The sequence below is a fragment of the Pelomonas sp. Root1217 genome (assembly GCF_001425705.1).
Taxonomy (GTDB): Bacteria; Pseudomonadota; Gammaproteobacteria; order Burkholderiales; family Burkholderiaceae_C; genus Pelomonas.
Genome location: NZ_LMDC01000001.1, coordinates 1,246,942 through 1,269,122, shown reverse-complemented (window position 1 = coordinate 1,269,122; position 22,181 = coordinate 1,246,942). Strand labels below are relative to the sequence as shown.

The following is a 22,181-nucleotide window of genomic DNA, read 5'->3' as shown; positions in this document are numbered from 1 at the left end:
TGAGGTTAGCCCACCGGCAGCGCCGTCTCGTACTTGACCTCGCGCAGCACGACATTGCTGCGCACGCTGGACACGCCTGGCAGCTTGAAGATGTGCTGCTGCAGGAAGAGGTCGTAGGCCTTCATGTCGGCGGCGACCACCTTGATGACGTAGTCGGCCTCGCCGGTGATGGCATGGCATTCGATGATCTCGCGCCGCGTGCCCACCAGGCGTTCGAACTGCTCCACTGCGCCTTCGCTGTGCCGCACCAGGCTGACATTGGCGAGCACGAGGATGGACAGGCCGATCTTCTCGCGGTCCACCAGCACGACCTGGCCGCGGATGACGCCGCGCTCCTCCATTTCCTTGACGCGCCGCCACACCGGCGTGGCCGACAGGCCGACCTTCTCGGCCAGGGCCTGGGTCGACAGCCGCGCGTCAAGCTGCAGCGCCTCCAGGATCTGCAGGCTGGCGCGGTCGAACTCGTTTGTTTCCATGAATCCCCTCTTTGGAGAAGAATCATCTCATTGAGCCTGTCATGACCCGGCATTGAGGCAAGTTCTTCCGGCGTCTGGAGGGAAGAATTTCCCGCCTTAGGAGATCCGATGTTCGACACCTCTGTCACGCCCAGCCTGCGCCCCTACCAGCTCAGCGACAACCTCGCCGCCAACAGCGGCGCCGTCTTCCTGACCGGCACGCAGGCCCTGGTGCGGCTGCTGCTTGCGCAGAAGGCCCAGGACGAGCGCGCCGGGTTGAAGACGGCCGGCTTCGTCTCCGGCTACCGCGGTTCGCCGCTGGGCATGGTGGACCAGCAACTGTGGAAGGCCAAGAAGTTCCTCGAGAAGGCCCATATCGAGTTCCTGCCCGCCATCAACGAAGACCTGGCCGCGACGGCCTGCCTGGGCGTGCAGCGGGTGGCACTGGATGCACAGCGCACCGTCGATGGGGTGTTTGCGATGTGGTACGGCAAGGGTCCGGGCGTGGACCGCTCGGGCGATGCGCTCAAGCACGGCAACGTCTACGGCACGAGCACGCAGGGCGGCGTGCTGGTCGTCTGCGGTGACGACCATGGCTGCGTGTCCAGCAGTACGCCGCACCAGAGCGACCAGGCGCTGCAGGCCTGGAGCATGCCACTGGTGCACCCGGCCAATGTGGCCGAGTACCTGGAGTTCGGCCTGTATGGCTGGGCGCTGTCGCGCTTCTCGGGCGCCTGGGTCGGCTTCAAGGCCATCTCCGAGGTTGTCGAGAGCGGCATGACGGTGGACCTGGACGCGGTGCCGCTGGATTTCACCCAGTCCGTCGACTACACGGCGCCGACCAATCTGCACATCCGGTCGGTCGACCTGCCCTCGCTGGAGCTGGAATCGCGTTTGGCGCACAAGATCGACGCGGTGAAGGCCTTTGCCAAGGTCAACAGCATCGACAAGCACATCGTCACCAGCCCCGCCGCGACACTCGGCATCGTGACCGTCGGCAAGGCGCATTACGACTTCATGGAAGTGCTGCGCCGGCTGGACCTGGACCCCAACGCGCTTGCCGCGGCCGGTGTGCGGGTCTACAAGGTCGGCCTCGTCTTCCCGCTGGAGCCGACGCGCATCACGGAGTTCTGTTCCAACCTGACCGACGTGCTGGTGATCGAAGAAAAGGGCCCGGTCGTCGAGCGCCAGATCAAGGAGCTGCTTTACCACCTGCCCGACTTCCAGCGCCCGCGCGTCGTCGGCAAGACGGACGAACACGGCTGCGCGGTGTTGAGCGCGCTGGGCGAGCTGCGCCCCAGCCGCATCATGGGCACTGTGGCCGACTGGCTGGCACGGCTGAACCCTGCCCTGGACCGCCGCCACCTGGTTGTCGACTTCCTGCCGCCGCAGTTGCTCTCCAACGCCGCCGACGCAGTGCGCCGCCAACCCTATTTCTGCTCGGGCTGCCCACACAACACGTCGACGAAATTGCCCGAGGGCTCGCGGGCGCTGGCGGGCATCGGCTGCCACTTCATGGCGAGCTGGATGGAGCGCGGCACTTCGGGGCTGATCCAGATGGGCGCCGAGGGCGTGGACTGGGCGGCGCAATCGCGCTTCACCAAGGAGAAGCACGTCTTCCAGAACCTGGGCGACGGCACCTACTACCACTCGGGCTATCTGGCCATCCGCCAGGCCATCGCGGCCAAGACCAATATCACCTACAAGATCCTCTACAACGACGCCGTCGCGATGACCGGCGGCCAGCCGGTGGACGGCCAGACCAGCGTGCCGCAGATCGCGCGCCAGGTCGAGGCCGAGGGCGTCAAGCGCCTGGTGGTGGTGTCCGATGAGATCGGCAAATACGACGGCCACCACGGCCTGTTCCCGGCCGGCACGACCTTCCACGACCGCAGCGAGCTGGATGCCGTGCAGCGCGAACTGCGCGAGATCGAAGGCGTGACGGTGCTGATCTACGACCAGACCTGCGCCGCCGAGAAGCGCCGTCGCCGCAAGAAGAAGGAATTCCCGGATCCGCCCAAGCGCATCTTCATCAACGAGGCCGTCTGCGAAGGCTGCGGCGACTGCGGCGTGGCCAGCAACTGCCTGTCCGTCGTTCCGGTCGAGACCGACTGGGGCCGCAAGCGCGCCATCGAGCAGAGCAGCTGCAACAAAGACTTCTCCTGCGTGAACGGCTTCTGCCCGAGCTTTGTCTCGGTGCACGAGCCGGTGCTGAAGAAGAAGGCCGGCGGGAGCTACACGGCGCAAGACCTGGCGCGTGAGATGGCCGCCATCACTCCGCCCGCACCCTGGCAGTGGACGGGGCCGTTTGATCTGCTGGTCACGGGCGTCGGCGGCACCGGCGTCGTCACCGTCGGCGCGCTGGTCTCCATGGCCGCCCACCTCGAGGGAAAACAGGCCTCGGTGCTGGACTTCATGGGCTTTGCGCAGAAGGGCGGTGCGGTGCTGTCCTTCGTGCGCGTAGCGCCGACGCTGGACCTGCTGAACCAGGTGCGCATCGACACCCAGCAGGCCGACGTGCTGCTGGCCTGCGACATGGTGGTGGGCGCGTCGCCCGATGCGCTGGGCACCGTCAAGGCCGGCCGCACCGTCATCCTCGCCAACACGCACGAGCTGCCGACCGCCGGCTTCGTGCGCAATCCGGATGCTTCCCTGCAGGGCGACTCGCTGCTGGCCAAGATGAAGTTCGCCGTCGGCGAGCAGGGTTCGCTCGACACCATCGACGCCCAGGACATCTCGCAGCGCCTGATGGGCGACACCCTGCCCAGCAACATCATCATGCTGGGCGCCTGCTGGCAGCGCGGGCTCATCCCCGTCAGCGAAGCGGCGCTGATGCGCGCCATCGAACTGAACGGCGTCGCCGCCGAGGCCAACAAGACGGCCTTCGCGCTGGGCCGCCTGGCCATTGCCGCGCCTGACGCTATTCCAAGACTGGCCGGCGACGTCAATGTCGTCAAGCTCTTCAACTACGACCAGCTCGACGGCCCTGACGGACTGATCGAGCGGCGAGCCCGGTTCCTGGCCGACTATCAGGACGCCATCTACGCCCAGCGCTACCGCGCCCTGGTCGAGCGCGTACGCGCCGCCGAGTCAGCGCTTGGCAAGGGCCAGCGCCTGACCCAGGCGGTGGCCCGCTACTACGCCAAGCTGCTGGCCATCAAGGACGAGTACGAGGTGGCGCGCCTGTACACCGATGGCCGCTTCGAGAAGGCGATGAAGGATCAGTTCGAGAACTGGGAGCGCCTGTCTTTCCACCTCGCCCCGCCGCTGATCTCCAGGCCCGGCGCCGACGGCCGCGCCAGGAAGATCGAGCTGGGCTCGTGGACCTTCACGGCCTTCAAATGGCTGGCGAAGCTGAAAGGCCTGCGCGGCGGCGTGCTGGACATCTTCGGCAAGACCGAGGAGAGACGCATGGAGCGCCAGTTGATCGTCGACTACGAGAAGCTCGTCGACGAGATCCTGGCGTCCCTCTCAGCCGACAACCTGAACACCGCCGTCGAACTGGCCCGCCTGCCCGAGAAGATCCGCGGCTACGGCCACGTGAAGCACGCCAATGTCGTCGCAGTGAAGAAGCAGCGGCAGGCGCTGCTGGACCGCTTCCACGGCCGCACGGCAGATGTGCCCGCGCAGCTGGTCGCCATGCCGGTGCGGGTCAAGGGCGTGGCGGAGCTGTGACTGATTAACCGGCCCGGGCCTTCCAGTAGCCTGGCCTCCGCCGATGCGCGCGATAGCAACGATCAGCAAATCGTCGCCGCTGGCGCGATAAACGATGCTGAATGGAAACCCTTTGACCAGCATGCTGCGCGTGCCACGAGGAGAAGGGGCGCGCCTAGCGGATGGTGGGACGCCCGCTCGATGGCAGCTTCCAGGTTCATTACCGCGCCAGCACACGAGCCTTGGCGAAAACTTCATCCGCAGACAAGCTCTGCACCTCACCACGATCAAAGGCCGCGAGACGCCGTTCGATCTCCGCAGCCCAGGCATCGTCCAACTCCCGGGCCGCCGGCTCATTCAACGATGCCAGCAATTCATCGACCAAGCGCTCGCGTTCTTCCTGGGGCAACTAGAGGCCAAGGCGGGCGAGTTCAGCGGCGGTAGGAATCAGCATGACGCACCTCGATACAGAGCGCCGATCTTCACACAGGCTCTTTCCACCCCAACGCCGCCATGTCCGCCACACGATGCTTGTCATCGCCCAGCATGATGAAGTCATCCAGCTGCGGCGGCTTCACCGACGTGCCGGCCAACATCGCATGCACCTGCCCCCGATGGTGGGTCTGGTGCATGAAAAGATGCGCCAGCACACGCCCCACCGGCTCGCGCGGGCCGTTCTCGATGCCGGCACCGCGGTCGAAGGCGACGATGTTCTCCTCTTCTCCCGGCTGCAGGCCTGCGCAGAAGGCGACCAGCTTCGCGTCGCTCTCATCCTGGCGCGCCGCCAATTCGGCCGCTGTCTGTGCCGGCACATAACTGGCCCAGATGTGGCGCATGGCCGCGTCGCCCTGCAAGGCGGCGAGGTAGTAATGGTCCACATTGAGGATGTGGTTGGCCGTCAGCGCCAGGCTGGGGAAGAAGCTGGTGCGCGGCGCTTGGAAATCGGCGTCGGACAGCGCTGCCACGGCGCCCAGCAGGCGGCGGTTGGCGAGGCGGTTGGCGCGGGCCTGGATGAGGAAGATATTCATGGCGGGCATTGTGCTCGGGGCGGCTTCGCCATGGGGCTGACGGCACGGGCCGGACATGCTTCAATCGCCACGCAGGCAGCATGCCGCACCACAAGAAGAGTCAAGGCTTGCGCATCGGAGACGGCTATACCGGGTCAGAGAAGGTCAGCACGACCGCATGGGTTGCGGCCGCGGCGGTGCTTTCCATCGGCCTGGCTCTGACGGCCGGCGCCGTCATCTGGCAGCAGCAACGCGCCAGCGCCGAGGCGCGCGGTCTGCAGGAGCGCCAGGTCGAGCGGCTGCAGGCCGATGTCGTGAAGCGGCTGACCATGCCGGTCTACGGCCTCAAGGGCGCACGAGGTGCGTTGGCCGCGCTGGACGGCAAGTTCAGCCGCGCGGCCTTCGATGCCTATGTCGAGTCGCGCGACCTGCCCCGCGAGTTCCCCGGCGTGCGTGGCTTCGGTTTCATCGAGAGGGTGGCGCGCCGCGACCTGGCCGCCTTCGTCGCCGCCCGCCAGCGCGAGGGAGGCACCGAGTTCCGCGTGCATGGCTCGGGCCAGGACCCGACGCTGTACGTCGTCACGCAGATCTCGCCGTTCTCTCACAACTTCTCAGCCTGGGGTATCGACTCCGGCGCCAACCCGGTGCGCCGCCAGGCCATCGAGCAGGCCATCGACAGCGGCGAGGCGACTCTTTCCGCTCCCGTGCGCCTGGTGCAGGACCCGCTGAAGGGCACCGGCTTCCTGCTGCTCGTGCCGGTCTATCTGCAGGGGCACGACCCCGGCACGCCGGCCGAACGCCACGCGGCGCTGCTCGGCCTGTTGTATGCACCGCTGGTGGCCGGCGACCTGCTGCGCGGCGTGGCCGAGCCGGCGTCATCGTTGCTGGACTTGAAGTTGTCCGTCCGGACGACGGACGGCGAGTTCCAGCCCCTGCTGGCGACACGCGCGGGCCAGGCGCTGGCACCGGCCGAGGCGGCCGACTACGGGCTCAGCGACGCGCCGACGGCTGATTCGCTGCGCTTCACGGTCGCCGGCCGCGAGTTCATGCTCGATACGGCGCTGACCCATGAGGCGTCCATGCGGCTGCTGGGCCTGTCGGGCCTGGGCCTGGAACTGGGCGGGGCGCTGCTGAGCCTGCTGTTGGCGGTGACGGTCTATCTGCTGGCCGCCGGCCGCACGCGCGCCGAGGAGATGGCGCGCGGCATGACCGCCGACCTGGCGCGGCTGGCCATGGTGGCCAGCCACACGACCAACGCCGTCCTGATCACCGACACCGAACGCCGCATCAACTGGGTTAACGATGGTTTCACGCGGCTCAGCGGCTTCGCAAGTGCGGAGGCCGTGGGCAAGCGGCCGAGCGACCTGCTGCGCTCCGAGCTGACCAACGAAGACACGCTGCACGGCATGCGCGAGGCCATGAGCGTTGGACTGGGCTGCAAGGTCGAACTGATACGCCGCGCCAAGGACGGCCGCGACTACTGGGTGGACGTCGAGGTCCAGCCTCTGCACGACGCCGAGGGCACGCTGACGGGCTTCATGGTCATCGAGTCCGACATCACGGCCCGCAAGCAGCTCCAGGCCCAGGCCGACGAGGCGCGCCAGAGCCTGCAGGACCTCTACGACAACGCGCCCTGTGCCTACTATGCACTGGACCAGAACGGGCGCTTCCTGCAGATCAACGCCCTGGGCCTGAGCTGGCTGGGCTGCACGGCCGAGGAGCTGATCGGCCTGGCCAGCCCGGCGGACTTCTTCGATGCCGAGGGCCGCCTGCTCTTCAGCCAGGCCTTCCCGCGCTTTATGCGCGAAGGGCGCATCTCGGAGCTGGAGTTCAACGTCAAGGGCCGCCAGGGCGAAGCCCGCCGCGTCAGCCTGTCGGCCACGGCCATCTACGAGGCCAACGGCAACTACCTGCGCAGCCGCTCCGTGATGTTCGATATCAGCGAGACCCACCGCATCCGCCAGCAGCTCCACCAGCTGACGCTGGACCAGGAGGCCATGCTGGAAAGCGATCTGGTCGGCATCGTCAAGCTGCGGGACCGCGTGACCGTCTGGCGCAACCAGGCGCTGGAGCGCATGTTCGGCTACGCCGAGGGCGAGCTCCTCGGCGCGCCGGTGCGCCAGCTCTACGTCGACGACACCGCCTACGAGACCCTGGGTGCGCTGGCCTATCCACAGCTCAAGGCCGGCGGGCGCTTTCGCACCCAGCTGCAGATGCGGCGCAAGGATGGCTCGTTGATCTGGGTGGACATGGCCGGCGTCGAGCTGCCGGCCCTGTCCAACGAACGGGGCGGTGAGTCGCTGTGGATGATGGTCGACATCACGCAGAGCAAGGCCCACGAGGCGCGCATGGAGCGCGCGGCCCTGCACGACGCATTGACCGGCCTGCCCAACCGCCTGCTGCTGGGCGATCGGCTCAAGCAGGCCATTGCCGCCGCCGAGCGCAGCGGCCATGTCTTTGCGCTGGCTTATCTCGACCTGAACGGCTTCAAGCAGATCAATGACAGCCATGGCCACGACGCCGGCGACGAAGTGCTGAAGGCCGTGGCCGCCCGCCTGCACGCCGGCCTGCGCGCCAGCGACACGGTGGCTCGCCTGGGCGGCGACGAGTTCGTCGTGCTGCTGACGCCGACGCTCGTGCCGGCCGACGCCGAACCGGTATTGAACCGGCTGCTGGACGCCCTGTCCCAGCCGATCACGCTGAGCTCGGGCGAGCAGGTGGCCGTGGGCAGCAGCCTGGGACTGGCCCATTTCCCGGTGGACGGCCAGACGGCGGACGGCTTGATGCGCGTTGCCGACGAGGCCATGTTTGCCAACAAGCGTGCGGGCCGCGCTCGCGCACGCACAAGTTAGCAAACGTTTCCGCCGGGATGTATTCACGCCAGGCGGGCACCGCGCGCCGATCGGTTGTAACAGCGGCCCCCGGCTTGGGGCATCATTCGCGCCCATGCTGACTCGCCGCCAAGCCCATCTCGCCCTGGCCAGCCTCGCGCTGCCGGCCACATCCGCTCGCGCCCAGGAACGCCGCGCCATCGTGCTCGGCCAGTCCGTGCCGCTGACCGGCCCCGCCGCCCAGCTCGGCTTGCAGATGCAACTCGGCGCCAAGGCCTATTTCGATGCCGTCAACGCCAACGGCGGCGTGGGCGGCCTGCCCATCGTGCTGAGGACGCTGGACGACGGCTACGAGCCCGCGCGCTGCAAGGCCAACACCGAGAAGTTCATCCAGGAGGATGTCTTCGCCTTGTTCGGCTATGTGGGCACGCCCACGTCGGTGGCGGCGCTGCCGCTGGCGACGGCGGCCAAGATTCCCTTCATCGCCCCCTTCACCGGCGCCGAGGCGCTGCGCGACCCGTTCAACAAGCTGGTCTTCCACATCCGCGCGTCCTACTACGACGAGACCGAGCTGATCGTCAAACAGCTGACCCAGCTCGACCTGAAGAAGATCGCCGTCTTCCACCAGAACGACGCCTATGGCCAGGCCGGTCTCAAGGGCGTGGTTCGCGCGCTTGAAAAGCGTGGCCTGCAGCCGGTGGCCGTTGCGACGGTGGAACGCAACAGTGTCGACGTGGCCGCCGCCATCAAGACCCTCGTGCCGGCACAGGCCGAGGCGATCGTGCAGATCAGCGCGTACAAGAGCTGCGCCGCCTTCATCCGCGAGGCCCGCAAGGCGGGTTACTTCGGCCAGTTCTACAACGTGTCCTTCGTCGGCACGCAGGCCCTGGCCGATGAGCTCGGCAAGGACGCCGCCGGCATCGTCGTCTCGCAGGTCATGCCGTCGCCCTTCGGCACCGCGGTCGGCCTCGTCAACGACTACCAGCAGGCCCTGCGCAAGCTCGACGCCAAGGCCGAGCCCAACTACACGAGCATGGAAGGCTATGTCGCGGCGCGCGTCATCGTCGATGCCCTGCGCCGCCTGGGCGGCCGCCCCACCCGCGAAGCCCTGATCGCCGCGCTGGAGACCTTGTCCGGCTACGAATCACGCGGCTATCACCTGAACTTCTCGCCCACCAAGCACACCGGCTCCAGCTTCGTGGAACTCTCCATGCTGACCGGCGACGGAAAAGTCAAACGCTGAGGCGAATTCTCAAAAGGCAACCACAGAGGCACTGAGCCACAGAGAACATCCAAGAGGGGTTTTCTCAGTGCCTCAGTGCCTCTGTGGTTGCATTTCCTTCATCGTTAGCCTCGATCGTCCTTGGGCGAATCCATGACGATGTAGCTGGTGATCATGCTGACCTGCGGCAGGCCGCCCAGCACGTCGGCATGGAAGCGCTTGTAGGCTGGCAGGTCGGCCACCTCGACGCGCAGCAGGTATTCGAAGGCGCCGGTCACGTTGTGGCACTCCCGCACCACCGGGCAATCCTTCATCGCCTGCTCAAAGCTCAGCTGCTCGTCCAGCGTGTGGCGCGACAAGCCGATGGCCACGTAGGCCACGAAACCCAGGCCCAGCCGCCCCGGGTCCAGCACGGCGCGGTAGCCCTTGATGACGCCCACTCTCTCCAGCTCCTGCACACGGCGCAGACAGGCAGACGGGCTCAGCGCAATGCGTTGGGCCAGTTCGGCATTGGTGACACGGCCATCGCGGGCCAGCTCACGCAAGATCTTCTCGTCGATCGCATCCATGGCCGCAGATGATTGCACATGGGCGCACCCCGACACCGCAGAACGCAAACCCATTCGACGCCAGCCTGCCTAGAGTTGCGTGCCATGGAAACCGCCACTCTCAGCACCCTGGCCGCCCTGGCCGGCTTCGCCTTCGTCACCTCGATCACGCCCGGCCCCAACAACCTGATGCTGCTGGCCTCGGGCACCCACTTCGGCTGGCGGCGCAGCCTGCCCCATCTGCTGGGCATCAGCTTCGGCTTCGGCGTCATGCTGGTGCTCGTCGGCCTGGGCCTGGGTGAGGTCTTCTCCCGCTTTCCCGGCCTGCACGATGTGCTGAAGTGGGCGAGCTTGGGCTATCTGCTCTATCTGGCCTTTCGCGTCGCGACCGCCGCGCCGCCCACGGCGGGCGGCAGTGGCAACAGCCGCCCCATGGGCTTCGGCGCTGCGGCGCTGTTCCAGGTCGTCAACCCCAAGGCCTGGGCGATGGCGCTGACGGCCGTGACGGCCTACGGCGAGCTCGGCATGCCGGCAGTGACTGCCGTCTTCGTGCTCGTCAACCTGCCCTGCTGCGGCTCCTGGGCGCTGCTGGGCGAGCAGATGCGCCGCTGGCTGCACCGACCGCGCGCGCTCAAGGCCTTCAACTGGGGCGCTGCGACGCTGATGGTCGTCTCAGTGCTGCCCTTGCTGCGCGGCTGAGCGACATCGCTGCTGCCGGCTCGATCGTCACGCTCACCCGGAGCGGCGCCGCGTCATCCATCGCCAGCCGACGCTCAACACGAGCGCCACAGATGCCAGCGCGGCCAGGATCCTGAACATGGCCCCAGTCGCCTGCCAGCGACCCCAGTTCGCTTCGGCGGCCTCGGCGGCGCGATCAAAACCCTTGGCGCGGCAGGCCGCCACGGCCGACTCGCACCAGTCCGCGTCGTCATGCGCGACGTGGCGCTGTGGCGCACAGGTGGCTCTGGTGCGGGTCTGTTCGGCCCAGCAATCCCACCGACGCTGAAGCACGTCGGACATCTGGGAAAGTCCCGCCTCTTCACAGGCCCAGCCGGCGGCGACGAGAACCAGGATGACCGCCAGCGCGCAGAGGATTCGCCGGCGGCTCACCGGTCATACCTCCTGGACCGGCTCCACCGCCACGCCTACGCGCAGCGTCGCCACGCCGCCGCCGCGCAGCACGCCGCGCAGCGGCGCCACGTCGGCATAGTCGCGGCCCCAGGCCAGCGTGACGTGGTCCAGGCCCGCAGGCACGGCATTGGTCGGATCCAGGGCCAGCCAGCCCTGCTCGGGGCACCACAGTTCAACCCAGGCATGCGAGGCATCCGCGCCGACAAGTTTGGTCACGCCCTCGGGCGGGCGTGTCAGCAGATAGCCGCTCACATAGCGCGCCGCCAGGCCCAGTGAGCGGCAGGCGGCGATGAAGACGTGGGCGAAGTCCTGGCAGACGCCGCTGCGCAGGGCCAGCGCGTCGGCGGCGCGGGTCGCCACCGTCGTGCTCTGCGGCAGATAGCGCAGGTCGGTGTGGATCTGGTGCATCAGCGACAGGCCACCGGCGGCCAGCGTGCGGCCGGGCGAAAAGGCGCGGCGCGCATAGGCGCGCAGCGTCTCGTCGGGTGCGGCGTAGTTGGAGGCGAGCGCGAACTCGTCGGCCTCCTGCAGCGCACGGCCAGCGCGGTAGCGCAGGCCGGCCGCAACGGCCTCCCAGGCCTGCCCGCGGCCGGGCTCGGGCACCGGGCGGGCGCTGAGCTCCGCCTCGAAACGGCTGTCGACGACGAGGCGTTCATGCACGCGCGCATGGCCAAAGCTCAGGTGCCGGTTGCCCCAGGGGTCGCGACGCAGATGCCGGGCCAGTTCGCCCGTGTCCAGCTCCAGCCCCTCAACGCCCCAGCCGTCCGGCAGCGGGTCGATGTTGAGTCGCCAGTCGCTGACCTTTTGCCAGGGCGTGTGGCGCGGCGCCAGGCAGGCGGCGTGATAGGCCCATTCCACCGAGGCCTCGTAGGTGTACTCGGTGACGTGATGGACGGCGAGCTTGACGTCCGTCATTGCCAGACCCTCTGCTCGGCACCCAGCACATGCGCGAAATAACGCTGGCTGATCAGGCTGGACAGCTCGCCCGCCTGGGCCGCTGCGCGCGTCAGGTGCTCGACAAGGGCCAGCCCTGACGCAGCCAGTTCGGCCAGTGGCCAGGCCTCTGGCACGGGCAGCTCGGCAGCGATGTCGGCGGCCCAGCCGGGATCGTGGCGGGCCAGCTTGGCGAAGCGGTCGCGCAGCGTGCGCGCCACCCAGGCCAGCGACCGCGGGTTGTCGGTGTCGTGCACCAGCAGGTGCAGCAATGGCGGTGCCTCGCGGCGCGCCTGGAACTGGGCACGGTAGGTGATGGTCGAGTCGAACACGCCCAGCAGCAGGCCGAAGCCGTCCTCGGTCAGCGCCAAGCCATGTTCGAAAGTCTCGGCCAGCACCTCGGCATGAAAGGACAGGCGCTCGATCTGGCGGCCGATGGACAGCAGCCGCCAGCCGTCATCGCGCGTCATGCGGTCGGTCTGGGCGCCGGTGATGGCGGCCAGGTGGGTGTCGGCGCGCGCCAGCACATTGAGCACATCGGTCACCGGCGTGGCCGGGCCGGGGCGGTCTAACACGGCGCGCAGATGCTGCTCGAACTGGGCGGCTGTTTCGTGGATGAGGCGCCAGGCCTCGGGCGACAGGCGCTCGCGCAGCGCCTGGGCGCAGGACTGCAGCGCACGCAGGTTCCAGCCGACGCTGGTCTCGCCGGACGCCGGCAGCAGGGCCGTCAGGATCGCACGCTCGAAACCGCGCGGATCGTCCTCGGCCGCGGGCGCCTTGGCGCCGACGAGGCCATGGCGGCGTGCCAGCGCGTCCAGCAGCGGCAGCATGGGCGGCGGCATCGCGCCGCGCTGCACCATGACGCTGGCCTCGATGACATGACGCGCCAGCCGGGCGCTGTTCTCGGCACGCTCGGTGTAGCGGCCCAGCCAGAACAGATTCTCGGCGGCGCGGCTGGTCACCGTCCAGTGCACGTCGCGCAGGTCGGCGGCCTGCAGCGGCTGGGCCAGCAGCGTCGTCGGGTCGACCTCGCCGTCGGTCATGACCCAGGTGTCGGCGCTCAAGCTGCCGCGCTGGATGGACAGCCAGGCATCGGCCAGGGGGTCGCGCTTGGGCGCCACGCGCGCCAGGCCGCCGGGCAGCACCTTCCAGCCGCCCTGGCCGTCGGTCATTGCGAAGACGCGCAGCACGGCCACGCGCGGCTCCAGCGCGCCGCGCGTCCAGACCGGCTGCTTGGTGGGCTTGACCCGGGCCTGCAAGGTGTAGGCGGTGGGGTCGGCGTCGATACGCTCGGCCAGCTCCCAGAGCTGCTCGTCGGTCAGTTCCGCGGCGACGATGGGCGAGAAGCTGCGCGTCGTACTGCTGGCCGAAAAGGTCGGCACGACGACGAATTCGGCCAGCCGCGGACGCAACCTGCGCCAGGCGTTGTCCTCGCCGCACCACCAGCTCTGGATGGCCGGCAGCGTCAGTTCCTCGCCGAGCAGGGCCTCGGCCACGCCGGGCCAGAAGGCCGACAGGCCGGGGCTTTCCAGCCAGCCGGCGCCGGGCGCATTGGCGATGACGACCTCGCCTGCACGCGCTGCCTGCAGCAGGCCCGGCACGCCCAGGATGGAGTCGGCGCGCAGTTCCAGCGGGTCCAGCCAGGTGTCGTCGACGCGGCGCAGCAGCACATGCACGCGCTCCAGGCCGGCCAGCGTCTTGAGATAGACCTTGTCCGCGCGCACCGTCAGGTCGGCGCCTTCGACGAGGGTGATGCCGAGATAACGCGCCAGGAAGGCCTGCTCGAAATAAGTCTCGTTGCGCGGGCCCGGCGTCAACAGCGCGACACGGCTGCGCTCGCCGGCGGGTGACAGCTGGGTCAGGGTCTGGATGAAATCGCGGTAGCTCGCCGCCAGCCGCTGCACGGCCATCTGCCGGAAGGCTTCCGGAAACTGCTGGGCAATGATGAGGCGGTTCTCGAGCACATAGCCCAGGCCCGACGCCGCCTGCGTGCGCTGGCCGACCACCCACCAATGGCCGTCGTTAGCGCGCGTCAGGTCGAAGGCCAGCACATGCAGGTGAACACCGGCGGCTGGCTTGGCTCCGTGCATGCCGCGCAGGTATTGCGGGTGGGCCAGCACCAGCGACGCGGGCAGCAGGCCTTCGCTCAACAGCTTGCGCTCGCCGTAGGTGTCGGCCATGACGGCGTTGAGCAAGCGCGAGCGCTGGGCGATGCCGGCCTCGATATGGCGCCACTCGTCCGGCTCGATGAGCATGGGCAACAGTTCCAGCGGCCAGTGGCGGGCCAGCGGCGCGCCCTCTCTCTCGTCCTGGCCGGGCAGCGGCGGGGCATCGCTGTGCACGTTGTAGCTGGCACCGTCCTCCAGCACGCGGCGCTGCACGCGCAGGGCCTTGGCGCTGAGCTCTTGCCAGCCCGCCGCACCGCCAGCGGCGAAGAAACGGCGCCAGCGCTCGGTGAGGCCGCCCTGGGGCTCGCCGGGCTGGTTGACCTGGCCGGTCAGCTCATAGAAGTGGCCGTCACGGCTGCGCAGCGCGGCCGAAGCAGCAAGCGCCAGCGGGTCGGGCGCCAGCACCTCCTCGGGCTCGTCGGGAAGCAGGCTCCACTGGCTGGGGGTGAGCTCAGACATGGGAGAGACGGATCGATGCAGTCATGCGGCGCGAAGAAGGCGGAAAAGGCATTGTCGAGCAATGTCCGCGCAGCGCCGGCCCGGGGCTGCGGGGGGTGCGCCGGCCGGCGCCGATCACCGCTCAGGGCGCCGGCAAGCCCGGCTCGCTGGCGACCTGGCCACGCGGCGACAGGAAGGCGCGCAACACGCGCTCGGCCGCCTCCGGGTCATCGCGCCAGGCGCCATGGCCCACGTTGGCAAAGCGCTCGAACTGCACCCATTGCGCCGGCAGCGCGGCAACGATCTCTTCGGCGTCCTGCGGCGGCGTGACCGGGTCCTGCTCGCCGGCCATGACCAGCACCGGGCATTGCACATTCGCCAGGCCCGGCCGCAGGTCCATGTCGCGCAGCTCGGTGCGGGTGTGGGCGAACAGGATCTCCGGCTTGAACATCATCCAGCCGCCGGCGTTCGGGTTCTTGAGCTGGGTGTTGTAGAGGCGGCGGCAGACCTTTTCATACACGGCCCAGCTGGCCGGGCCGGGGTTCTCCCAGAACTCGCGCGTGGCGACCGCGGCGTCCGGCCCGCCCAGCGCACCAAAACGCTCGATCTTGCGTTCCAGCCCGAAGTGATGCGAGGTGCTGGACAGCACGACCTTGCCCGGGTGCTCCGGGTGGCGGGCCAGATAGCGCTGCGCGACGAAGCCACCGAAGCTCTGGCCCAGCACGATGGGCTTGACGACGCCCAGCGCGTCGCACAGCCGCACGATGTCGTCGGCGAAGACATCCAGCACCCACTCATCTGCCGGGCGCGGGTCGCTGCGGCCATGGCCGCGCTGGTCGAAGTAGACGACCTGGCAGAGGTCGGTGAAGCGGCTGAAGAAGGGCCGGAAGGCCGTGTGGTCGAAACCCGGGCCGCCATGGACGAGGATCAGCGTGGGCTTCTCGCGCAGCTCCGGGCCGACGGGCTCAAAGCCCAGGCCCTCGATGTCGACGAAGAGGCGGACGCCGGGTTCGATTTCGATGCGCATGCTTCGGGTCTTAGCGCGATTCGCGCTGGTGGCGAATCGAGATTACAACGGCCACATCAGCGCTCGGCATGTATCGGTAGCGAACAACGTAACCTCGTGCAGCGCGGCCGACGACCAGTTCACGAGTTCCGGTGCCGGCACGGCGTCCGATTTCTGGCGCGTAAGTCAGCACACGCAGCGCATCGAGCAACTCGTCTTTGCGCTCGACGGCGTTGTCAGCATCGTGCGCCATCAGAAAATCCGTGATGCGGTCCAGATCGTCAATTGCACCGCGTCCAAGCTCGACACGCGTCATCCGAGAATCTTGCGCGGCTTCGGCAGTGCCGCCGGCTTACCGGCAACCTTGGCATCGAAGTACGCCTTGGCTTCGTCAAGGCTGACGGCTTCGCCAGTCTTCAGGAACTCGGTCCAGCGCTCCTCGCAGATCCTGTCCGTCTCCGCATCGAATTCCGCCTGCTCAACCGACTCGACAATGGCATCACGGATGAAGGCATGCGCCGTCTTGCCGGCCCGCGCGGCGGCTTCGCTCACGCGTTCCTTCAAGTCGTCTTCCAGGCGAATGGTCGTCGTCGACATGGGGGCTCCAATGCTGTAGCGCAATTGTGCTACATCAACCCACCTTGCGCAGATCCAGCGTGAACGGGAACTCCAAGCTGCGTTGCGGCTCTTTCACTTCGACACGGCCCGGCGTGTGGCCCATCGCCGCAAAGCGCGCCAGGCGGCGGCTCTCGGCCTCGTAGGCGTTGACCGGCAGCGTCTCGTAATTGCGCCCGCCCGGGTGCGCGACCGAGTAACGGCAGCCGCCCAAGGACCGGTTCTGCCAGGTGTCGACAAGGTCCAGCGTCAGCGGCGCGTGGATGGGGATGGTGGGGTGCAGGGCCGACTCCGGCAGCCAGGCGCGGTAGCGCACGCCGCAGACGAACTCGCCGACGCGGCCCGTGGGCTGCAGCGGCACGGGCACGCCGTTGACCGTCACACGGTGGCGCGGGTCAACGAGGCCGGTGACGAGCAGCTCCATCCGTTCCAGCGACGCGTCCACATAGCGCACATTGCCGCCGGCCGAGCCTTCCTCGCCCATCACATGCCAGGGTTCCAGCGCGCCGCGCAGCGTCACATGCACGCCGCGGGCCACGAACTCCCCGTACTTCGGGAAGCGGAACTCGAAGTGCGGCGCGAACCAATTGGCGTCGAAGGCATAGCCGGCCTCGCGCATGTCCTGCATGACGTCGGCGAAGTCCTCGCGCACGAAATGCGGCAGCAAGCAGCGGTCATGCAGCTCCGTGCCCCAGCGCACCAGCGGTGCGCGGTAGGGCTTGTTCCAGAAGCGGGTGACGAGCGCGCGCAGCAGCAGTTGCTGCACGATGCTCATGCGTGCATGCGGCGGCATCTCGAAAGCGCGCAGCTCCAGCAGGCCCAGGCGGCCGGTGGCGGAGTCAGGCGAGTAGAGCTTGTCGATGCAGAACTCGCTGCGATGCGTGTTGCCAGTCACGTCGACCAGTACATTGCGCAGCGTGCGGTCGATAAGCCAAGGAGCGACGTTGTCCCCGAGCTTGTGGATCTCGCCCAGCGCAATCTCCAGCTCGCGCAACTGGTCGTTGCGCGCCTCGTCCACGCGCGGCGACTGGCTGGTGGGGCCGATGAAAAGGCCGCTGAAGAGATAGCTCAGGCTGGGGTGGTTGTGCCAGTAGGCCAGCAGCGACGCGAGCAGCGCGGGGCGGCGCAGGAAGGGCGAATCCGCCGGCGTGGCGCCGCCGAGCACGAAGTGGTTGCCGCCGCCGGTGCCGGTGTGGCGGCCGTCGATCATGAACTTCTCGCTCGACAGGCGCGTCAGCCGCGCCGCCTCGTAGAGGAATTCTGTGTGGTCGACCAGCTCGCGCCAGTTGTGGGCCGGGTGGATGTTGACCTCGATGACGCCGGGGTCGGGCGTGACCTGCAGCAGCTTCAGGCGCGGGTCGCGCGGCGGCGGATAGCCCTCCAGCACGATCTTGTAGCCGGTGTCCTCGCAAGCCGCCTCCACCGCCGTCAACAGCTCAAGATAGTGCTCGAGCTTTTCGAGCGGCGGCATGAAGACGTAGAGCACGCCGCTGGCCTTGCCCTTGCGTTCGGCCGCGGGGCCGTTGGCGCGCCGCGGGTCGCGGGCCTCGACGCACAGCGCCGTGCGCGTGACGTCACGGGCGCTCTCGAAGCGGCCTGGTGCGACCCTGGTCGAGCCGTCGCTCGTGCCTCCGGCACCACCGGCGGCAGCACCGCCAGCACCGCCAGCCTTGCCGCCACGCAGCTGCCCCGGCACCGGCCCGGCGGACGTGACGCCCAGCGTCTGCACGCGCAGTGCCGCCGCGGCCGGCAGCATGCCGCGCGGTGCGAAAGGATCCTGCTCGATCAGGTAGGGGTAGTCGCCCTTGCTGACCCAGGGGAGCGAGTCCAGCGGCAGCCGCCAGCCCATCGGCGAGTCGCCGGGATGCAGGTAGAGGCGATCGTCGCGGAAGAACCAGGGCCCCGTCTGCCAGCGCGTGCCGGCCAGGGCCGGCGAGTCGCCGCTGTGGGCGATCGGCAGCACATAGCCGACGACCTCGGCCAGGCCTTGCTCGAAGATGCGGCGCAGGCGCGCCCGCTCCATCTCGTCGTCCAGCCGCGAGTCGAAGGGGTCGACGTTGACCGGCAGGCGGCGCTCGCGCCACAGGTAGTAGAAGGTGTCCTCGTAAGCGGGCTCGACATGGCTGTCTGGCAGGGCCAGGCGGCGCGTCAGTGCGCTCATGAAGGCCTGGGCATGCGTGCTCGTGTAAGCGTGGCCCTCGCGTTCGTCAGCGAACCACTCCGGGTTGCGCCAGCAGGGTTGGCCGTCGGCACGCCAGTAGATGGACAGCGCCCAGCGCGGCAGCTGTTCGCCGGGATACCACTTGCCCTGGCCGAAATGCAGGAAGCCGCCCTGGCCATATTCGTCGCGCAGCCTGTGCGTGAGCTGCTGGGCGTGGATGCGCTTGGTGGGGCCGAGCGCCTCGGTGTTCCATTCGGGGGCGTCGCGGTCGTCGATGGACACGAAGGTGGGCTCGCCACCCATCGTCAGCCGCACGTCGCCGGCGGCCAGTTCGCGGTCCACCTGCTCGCCGAGCTTCAGCACCTCGGCCCATTGCTCCTCGGTGTAGGGCTTGGTCACGCGCGGCGACTCGTAGATGCGCGTGACGCTCATCTCGTGCTCGAACTCGACCTCGGCTTTGTCGACGGCGCCGCTGATGGGCGCAGCGCTGCCGGGCGTGGGCGTGGCCGCCAGCGGGATGTGGCCTTCGCCGGCGAGCAGGCCGGAGGTCGGGTCCAGGCCGATCCAGCCCGCGCCGGGCAGATAGACCTCGCACCAGGCATGCAGGTCGGTGAAGTCGACCTCGGTGCCGCTGGGGCCGTCCAGCGCCTTCTCGTCGGGCGTCAGCTGGATCAGGTAGCCCGACACGAAGCGCGCCGCCAGGCCGAGATGGCGCATCAACTGCACCAGCAGCCAGCCGGAATCGCGGCAGGAGCCGGAGGCTTTCTCCAATGTCTCCTCGGGCGTCTGCACGCCGGGCTCCATGCGGATCAGGTAGGAGACGCTGCCCTGCACCTTCTGGTTGAGCTCGACGAGGAAGTCATTCGTCGAGCGCCGGTCGAGCGGGATCTCCTTCAGGTAGGCGGCCAGCAAGGGCGTCAGCGGCTCGACCTGCAGATAGGGCGCGAGCTCGATCTGCTGGACCTCGTCGTACTTGAAGGGGAAGGTCTGGGCATGCTCTTCGAGGAAGAAGTCGAAGGGGTTGTAGACCGACATCTCGGCCACCAGGTCCACCGTGACGGTGAACTCGGTCGTCTTCTCGGGGAAGACCAACCGCGCGAGGTAGTTGGCAAAGGGATCCTGCTGCCAGTTGATGAAATGGTCGGCAGGCTCGATGCGCAGCGAGTAGCTCAGCACCGGCGTGCGGCAATGCGGCGCCGGCCGCAGCCGCACGACCTGCGGGCCGAGGCTGACGGGGCGGTCGTATTTGTAGCGGGTGACGTGCTTGAGGGCGACGTGGATTGACATGCGTAGCCCGTCTGATCAGGTCGAAGGAACGAGGAAGTCGCGGCTGATGCCCGCGCCGAGATCGGCCACCTCGGCGAGGAAGCCATCCAGGAAAGGATGCAAGCCGCCCTTGGCCAGGATCTCGTCGATGCGCCCGAAGGCCAGTTCCGCCTCCAGCCGCCCGACGCGGCGCAGCGTCTCGCCCGACTGCGGATTGGCCACGCGCTTGAGGTTGGCCAGCATGCGCGTCACGCAATGCGACAGCGAGCGCGGCATGTCGGGCCGCAGGATCAGCAGCTCGGCCACCTTGTCGGGCTGGATGACGTTGCTGTAGACCTTGCGGTAGATCTCGAAGCCCGACACCGAGCGCAGCACTGCCGACCAGTAGTAGAAATCGCGCGCCGTGTCGCGCTCGGAGACGACCTCCCCGTCGTGGCGATAGAACTTGACGTCCAGCAGTCGTGCCGTGTTGTCAGCCCGCTCCAGGAAGGAGCCGATGCGGATGAAGTGAAAGGCCTCGTCCTGCAGCATGGTGCCGACCGTGACGCCACGCGACAGGTGCGAGCGGTACTTGACCCACTCGAACAGCTGCGACGGATCTCGCGTCAGCAGGCCTTCGCGCAGCAGGCGACGGAACTCCAGCCAGGTCTGGTTCATCGTCTCCCAGACCTCGGTCGTCAGCGCACCGCGCACGGCCCGCGCGTTCTCGCGCGCCGCGCGCAGGCAGTTGAAGATGGACGAGAGGTTGTTCTCGTCGGCCACCATGAACTCCATGACGCTGCGACTGTTGATGCGCGGGTACTTGGTGTTGTAGAGGCTGTTCAGCTCGGAGATCGACACCAGGCTGCTCCACGACTGCTCGGATTCCGTCGCCGATTGCGGCTGGAGGGAGGTCTGGTACGCGATGTCGAGCATCCGGGCGGTGTTTTCGGCCCGTTCGATGTAGCGGCTCAGCCAAAACAGGTGGTCAGCAGTCCTAGACAGCATGCTTCGACTCCCCTTGGTTGGCCGAAAACACCGCCCGCGCTGACGCGCTGCGCCGTGTTTTGGCTTCGCCACGAGCGCTTCGCGCTCGAGCTGCTCTTTCGATATAGCGGCTCAGCCAGAACAGATGGTCAGCGGTTCTTGAAAGCATCGATCAGTCCTCCCTCAGTCCTCAAGAACCCAGGTGTCCTTGGTTCCACCACCCTGGCTGCTGTTCACCACCAAGGACCCCTCTTTCAACGCCACCCGAGTCAACCCGCCGGGCACCATGCGCACGCTCGACCCCGACAGCACGAAGGGTCGCAGATCAATGTGACGCGGCGCGATGCCCGATTCGACAAAGGTCGGGCAGGTCGACAGCGACAGCGTCGGCTGGGCGATGTAGTTGTTCGGGTTGGCAATGAGCTGGGCCCGGAAGGCCTCCACCTCGGCCTTGGTGGCGGCGGGGCCGACCAGCATGCCGTAGCCGCCCGCGCCGTGCACCTCCTTGACCACCAGCTCCGGCAGGTGGGCCAGCGTGTAGGCCAGGTCTTCCTTGTCGCGGCAGACATAGGTCGGCACGTTCTGCAGGATGGGTTTCTCGCCGAGGTAGAACTCGATCATCTTCGGCACATAGGGGTAGATGGACTTGTCGTCCGCGATGCCGGTGCCGATGGCGTTGGACAGCGTCACCTTGCCCGCCTTGTAGGCGTCCACCAGGCCGGCGCAACCCAGCTGCGAATCGGCGCGGAACACCTTGGGGTCGAGGAAGTCGTCGTCCAGGCGGCGGTAGATCACGTCGACGCGCTTGGGGCCGCGCGTGGTGCGCATGTACACAAAGCCGCCATCGACGAACAAGTCCTGGCCCTCGACCAGCTCCACGCCCATCTGCTGCGCCAGGAAGGCATGCTCGAAGTAGGCCGAGTTGTACATGCCCGGCGTCAGCACGACGACGGTGGGGTCCGACACGCCCGAGGGCGCCACGCTGCGCAGGGTGTCCAGCAGCAGGTCGGGGTAGTGGGCCACCGGCGCGATGCGATGGTTGACGAACAGCTCGGGGAAGAGCCGCATCATCATCTTGCGGTTCTCGAGCATGTAGCTCACGCCGCTGGGCACGCGCAGGTTGTCCTCCAGCACGTAGTAGTGGCCGCTGCCGTCGGCATGGCCGGCCCGCACGATGTCGACGCCGGCGATGTGGCTGTAGACGCCACCGGGCACGTCCACGCCCATCATCTCCTTGCGGAACTGGGCGTTGTTCAGGATCTCCTCAGAAGGCACGATGCCGGCCTTCAAGATCTCCTGGTCGTGATAGACGTCGTGGATGAAGCGGTTCAGCGCTGTCACGCGCTGGGCCAGGCCCGCCTGCATGGAGGTCCACTCGGCCGCCGGGATGACCCGAGGAATCAGGTCAAAGGGGATGAGGCGCTCGGTGCCCTCCCCGCTGTCCTTGTCGCCATAGACGGCAAACGTGATGCCCACGCGGCGGAAGATCAGCTCGGCCTGCTCGCGCCGCTCGCGCATCAGCGACTCGGGCTGCTCGGCCAGCCAGCGGGCGTAGCTCTCGTAATGAGCACGCACGCCACCAGCCTGCTGGGCCTGGCCGGTGGCGCCTTGCCACTGCAGCGCAGCGGCATTCATCTCGTCAAAGGCGGTCTGCATCGTTGCTCCTGTTCCCTGCCTCGCGACGCAAGTTCCGCGCCCGCGCTAGAAAGAAGCTTCTGGTGCGTGCACGCACGACTTGCGTGCATACCGCCCGGTACATGGGCGGCATGCACGGTTGTAC

18 protein-coding genes are annotated in these 22,181 nt (G+C 67.9%); 4 read left to right on the top strand and 14 right to left on the bottom strand.

Annotation, left to right across the window (positions count from 1 at the left end):
* Positions 1–5: 5 nt before the first annotated feature.
* Positions 6–476, bottom strand: a complete 471-nt coding sequence (locus ASC95_RS05715; RefSeq protein WP_056202791.1) for an Lrp/AsnC family transcriptional regulator — start codon at positions 474–476, stop codon at positions 6–8.
* A gap of 108 nt (positions 477–584) precedes the next feature.
* Here ASC95_RS05715 and ASC95_RS05710 point away from each other — a divergent pair, with 108 nt between their 5' ends.
* Positions 585–4,130, top strand: a complete 3,546-nt coding sequence (locus ASC95_RS05710; RefSeq protein ID WP_057296753.1) for an indolepyruvate ferredoxin oxidoreductase family protein — start codon at positions 585–587, stop codon at positions 4,128–4,130.
* 199 nt (positions 4,131–4,329) lie between these two features.
* Here ASC95_RS05710 and ASC95_RS05705 read toward each other — a convergent pair whose 3' ends face one another.
* On the bottom strand, positions 4,330–4,518 hold the full coding sequence (locus ASC95_RS05705) for an addiction module protein (RefSeq protein ID WP_255355205.1): 189 nt from the start codon (positions 4,516–4,518) through the stop codon (positions 4,330–4,332).
* A 73-nt stretch (positions 4,519–4,591) separates the two neighbouring features.
* Positions 4,592–5,137 (bottom strand): DinB family protein, encoded by a 546-nt coding sequence (locus tag ASC95_RS05700; RefSeq protein WP_200960072.1) that lies wholly within the window; start codon positions 5,135–5,137, stop codon positions 4,592–4,594.
* Positions 5,138–5,244: 107 nt separating this feature from the next.
* On the opposite strand from ASC95_RS05700, the gene ASC95_RS05695 reads away from it, so the two are divergent.
* Both ASC95_RS05695 and ASC95_RS05690 read left to right on the top strand, forming a co-directional pair.
* Positions 5,245–7,968 (top strand): CHASE domain-containing protein, encoded by a 2,724-nt coding sequence (locus tag ASC95_RS05695; protein WP_162250722.1) that lies wholly within the window; start codon positions 5,245–5,247, stop codon positions 7,966–7,968.
* A 94-nt stretch (positions 7,969–8,062) separates the two neighbouring features.
* A complete protein-coding gene (locus ASC95_RS05690) occupies positions 8,063–9,190 on the top strand; it encodes an ABC transporter substrate-binding protein (RefSeq protein ID WP_057296750.1) in 1,128 nt (375 codons plus the stop codon).
* Between the two features lie 104 nt (positions 9,191–9,294).
* Here the strand turns inward: ASC95_RS05690 and ASC95_RS05685 are convergent, their stop codons facing one another.
* A complete protein-coding gene (locus ASC95_RS05685) occupies positions 9,295–9,738 on the bottom strand; it encodes an Lrp/AsnC family transcriptional regulator (RefSeq protein WP_057296749.1) in 444 nt (147 codons plus the stop codon).
* A gap of 84 nt (positions 9,739–9,822) precedes the next feature.
* Between ASC95_RS05685 and ASC95_RS05680 the strand changes: the two genes are divergently transcribed.
* Positions 9,823–10,416, top strand: coding sequence for a LysE family translocator (locus ASC95_RS05680; RefSeq protein WP_057296748.1), 594 nt, complete (start codon positions 9,823–9,825; stop codon positions 10,414–10,416).
* 33 nt (positions 10,417–10,449) lie between these two features.
* Here the strand turns inward: ASC95_RS05680 and ASC95_RS05675 are convergent, their stop codons facing one another.
* The 10 genes from ASC95_RS05675 to ASC95_RS05635 form a co-directional block, all read right to left on the bottom strand.
* Complete coding sequence (locus ASC95_RS05675; RefSeq protein ID WP_057296747.1) at positions 10,450–10,827, bottom strand: hypothetical protein; 378 nt, start codon at positions 10,825–10,827, stop codon at positions 10,450–10,452.
* 3 nt (positions 10,828–10,830) lie between these two features.
* A complete protein-coding gene (locus ASC95_RS05670; protein WP_057296746.1) occupies positions 10,831–11,763 on the bottom strand; it encodes a transglutaminase family protein in 933 nt (310 codons plus the stop codon).
* On the bottom strand, positions 11,760–14,408 hold the full coding sequence (locus ASC95_RS05665; protein WP_057296745.1) for a circularly permuted type 2 ATP-grasp protein: 2,649 nt from the start codon (positions 14,406–14,408) through the stop codon (positions 11,760–11,762). Before ASC95_RS05665 ends, ASC95_RS05670 begins: the two co-directional genes overlap by 4 nt.
* A 121-nt stretch (positions 14,409–14,529) precedes the next feature.
* Positions 14,530–15,414, bottom strand: coding sequence for an alpha/beta fold hydrolase (locus ASC95_RS05660; RefSeq protein WP_057296744.1), 885 nt, complete (start codon positions 15,412–15,414; stop codon positions 14,530–14,532).
* A 10-nt stretch (positions 15,415–15,424) separates the two neighbouring features.
* Positions 15,425–15,709 carry a type II toxin-antitoxin system RelE/ParE family toxin gene (locus tag ASC95_RS05655; RefSeq protein ID WP_057296743.1) on the bottom strand — a complete coding sequence of 95 codons (285 nt, stop codon included), beginning with the start codon at positions 15,707–15,709 and terminating at the stop codon, positions 15,425–15,427.
* Positions 15,706–15,990 carry a DUF6290 family protein gene (locus ASC95_RS05650; RefSeq protein WP_057296742.1) on the bottom strand — a complete coding sequence of 95 codons (285 nt, stop codon included), beginning with the start codon at positions 15,988–15,990 and terminating at the stop codon, positions 15,706–15,708. Before ASC95_RS05650 ends, ASC95_RS05655 begins: the two co-directional genes overlap by 4 nt.
* Positions 15,991–16,024: 34 nt before the next feature.
* Positions 16,025–19,456: a DUF2126 domain-containing protein gene (locus ASC95_RS05645; protein WP_057296741.1), complete on the bottom strand. Its 3,432-nt coding sequence runs from the start codon at positions 19,454–19,456 to the stop codon at positions 16,025–16,027.
* Positions 19,457–19,471: 15 nt separating this feature from the next.
* Complete coding sequence (locus tag ASC95_RS05640) at positions 19,472–20,422, bottom strand: alpha-E domain-containing protein (protein ID WP_057296740.1); 951 nt, start codon at positions 20,420–20,422, stop codon at positions 19,472–19,474.
* Positions 20,412–20,570, bottom strand: coding sequence for an alpha-E domain-containing protein (locus tag ASC95_RS32415; protein WP_082567502.1), 159 nt, complete (start codon positions 20,568–20,570; stop codon positions 20,412–20,414). Before ASC95_RS32415 ends, ASC95_RS05640 begins: the two co-directional genes overlap by 11 nt.
* A 14-nt stretch (positions 20,571–20,584) precedes the next feature.
* Positions 20,585–22,057 carry a circularly permuted type 2 ATP-grasp protein gene (locus ASC95_RS05635; protein WP_057296739.1) on the bottom strand — a complete coding sequence of 491 codons (1,473 nt, stop codon included), beginning with the start codon at positions 22,055–22,057 and terminating at the stop codon, positions 20,585–20,587.
* Positions 22,058–22,181: the final 124 nt, after the last annotated feature.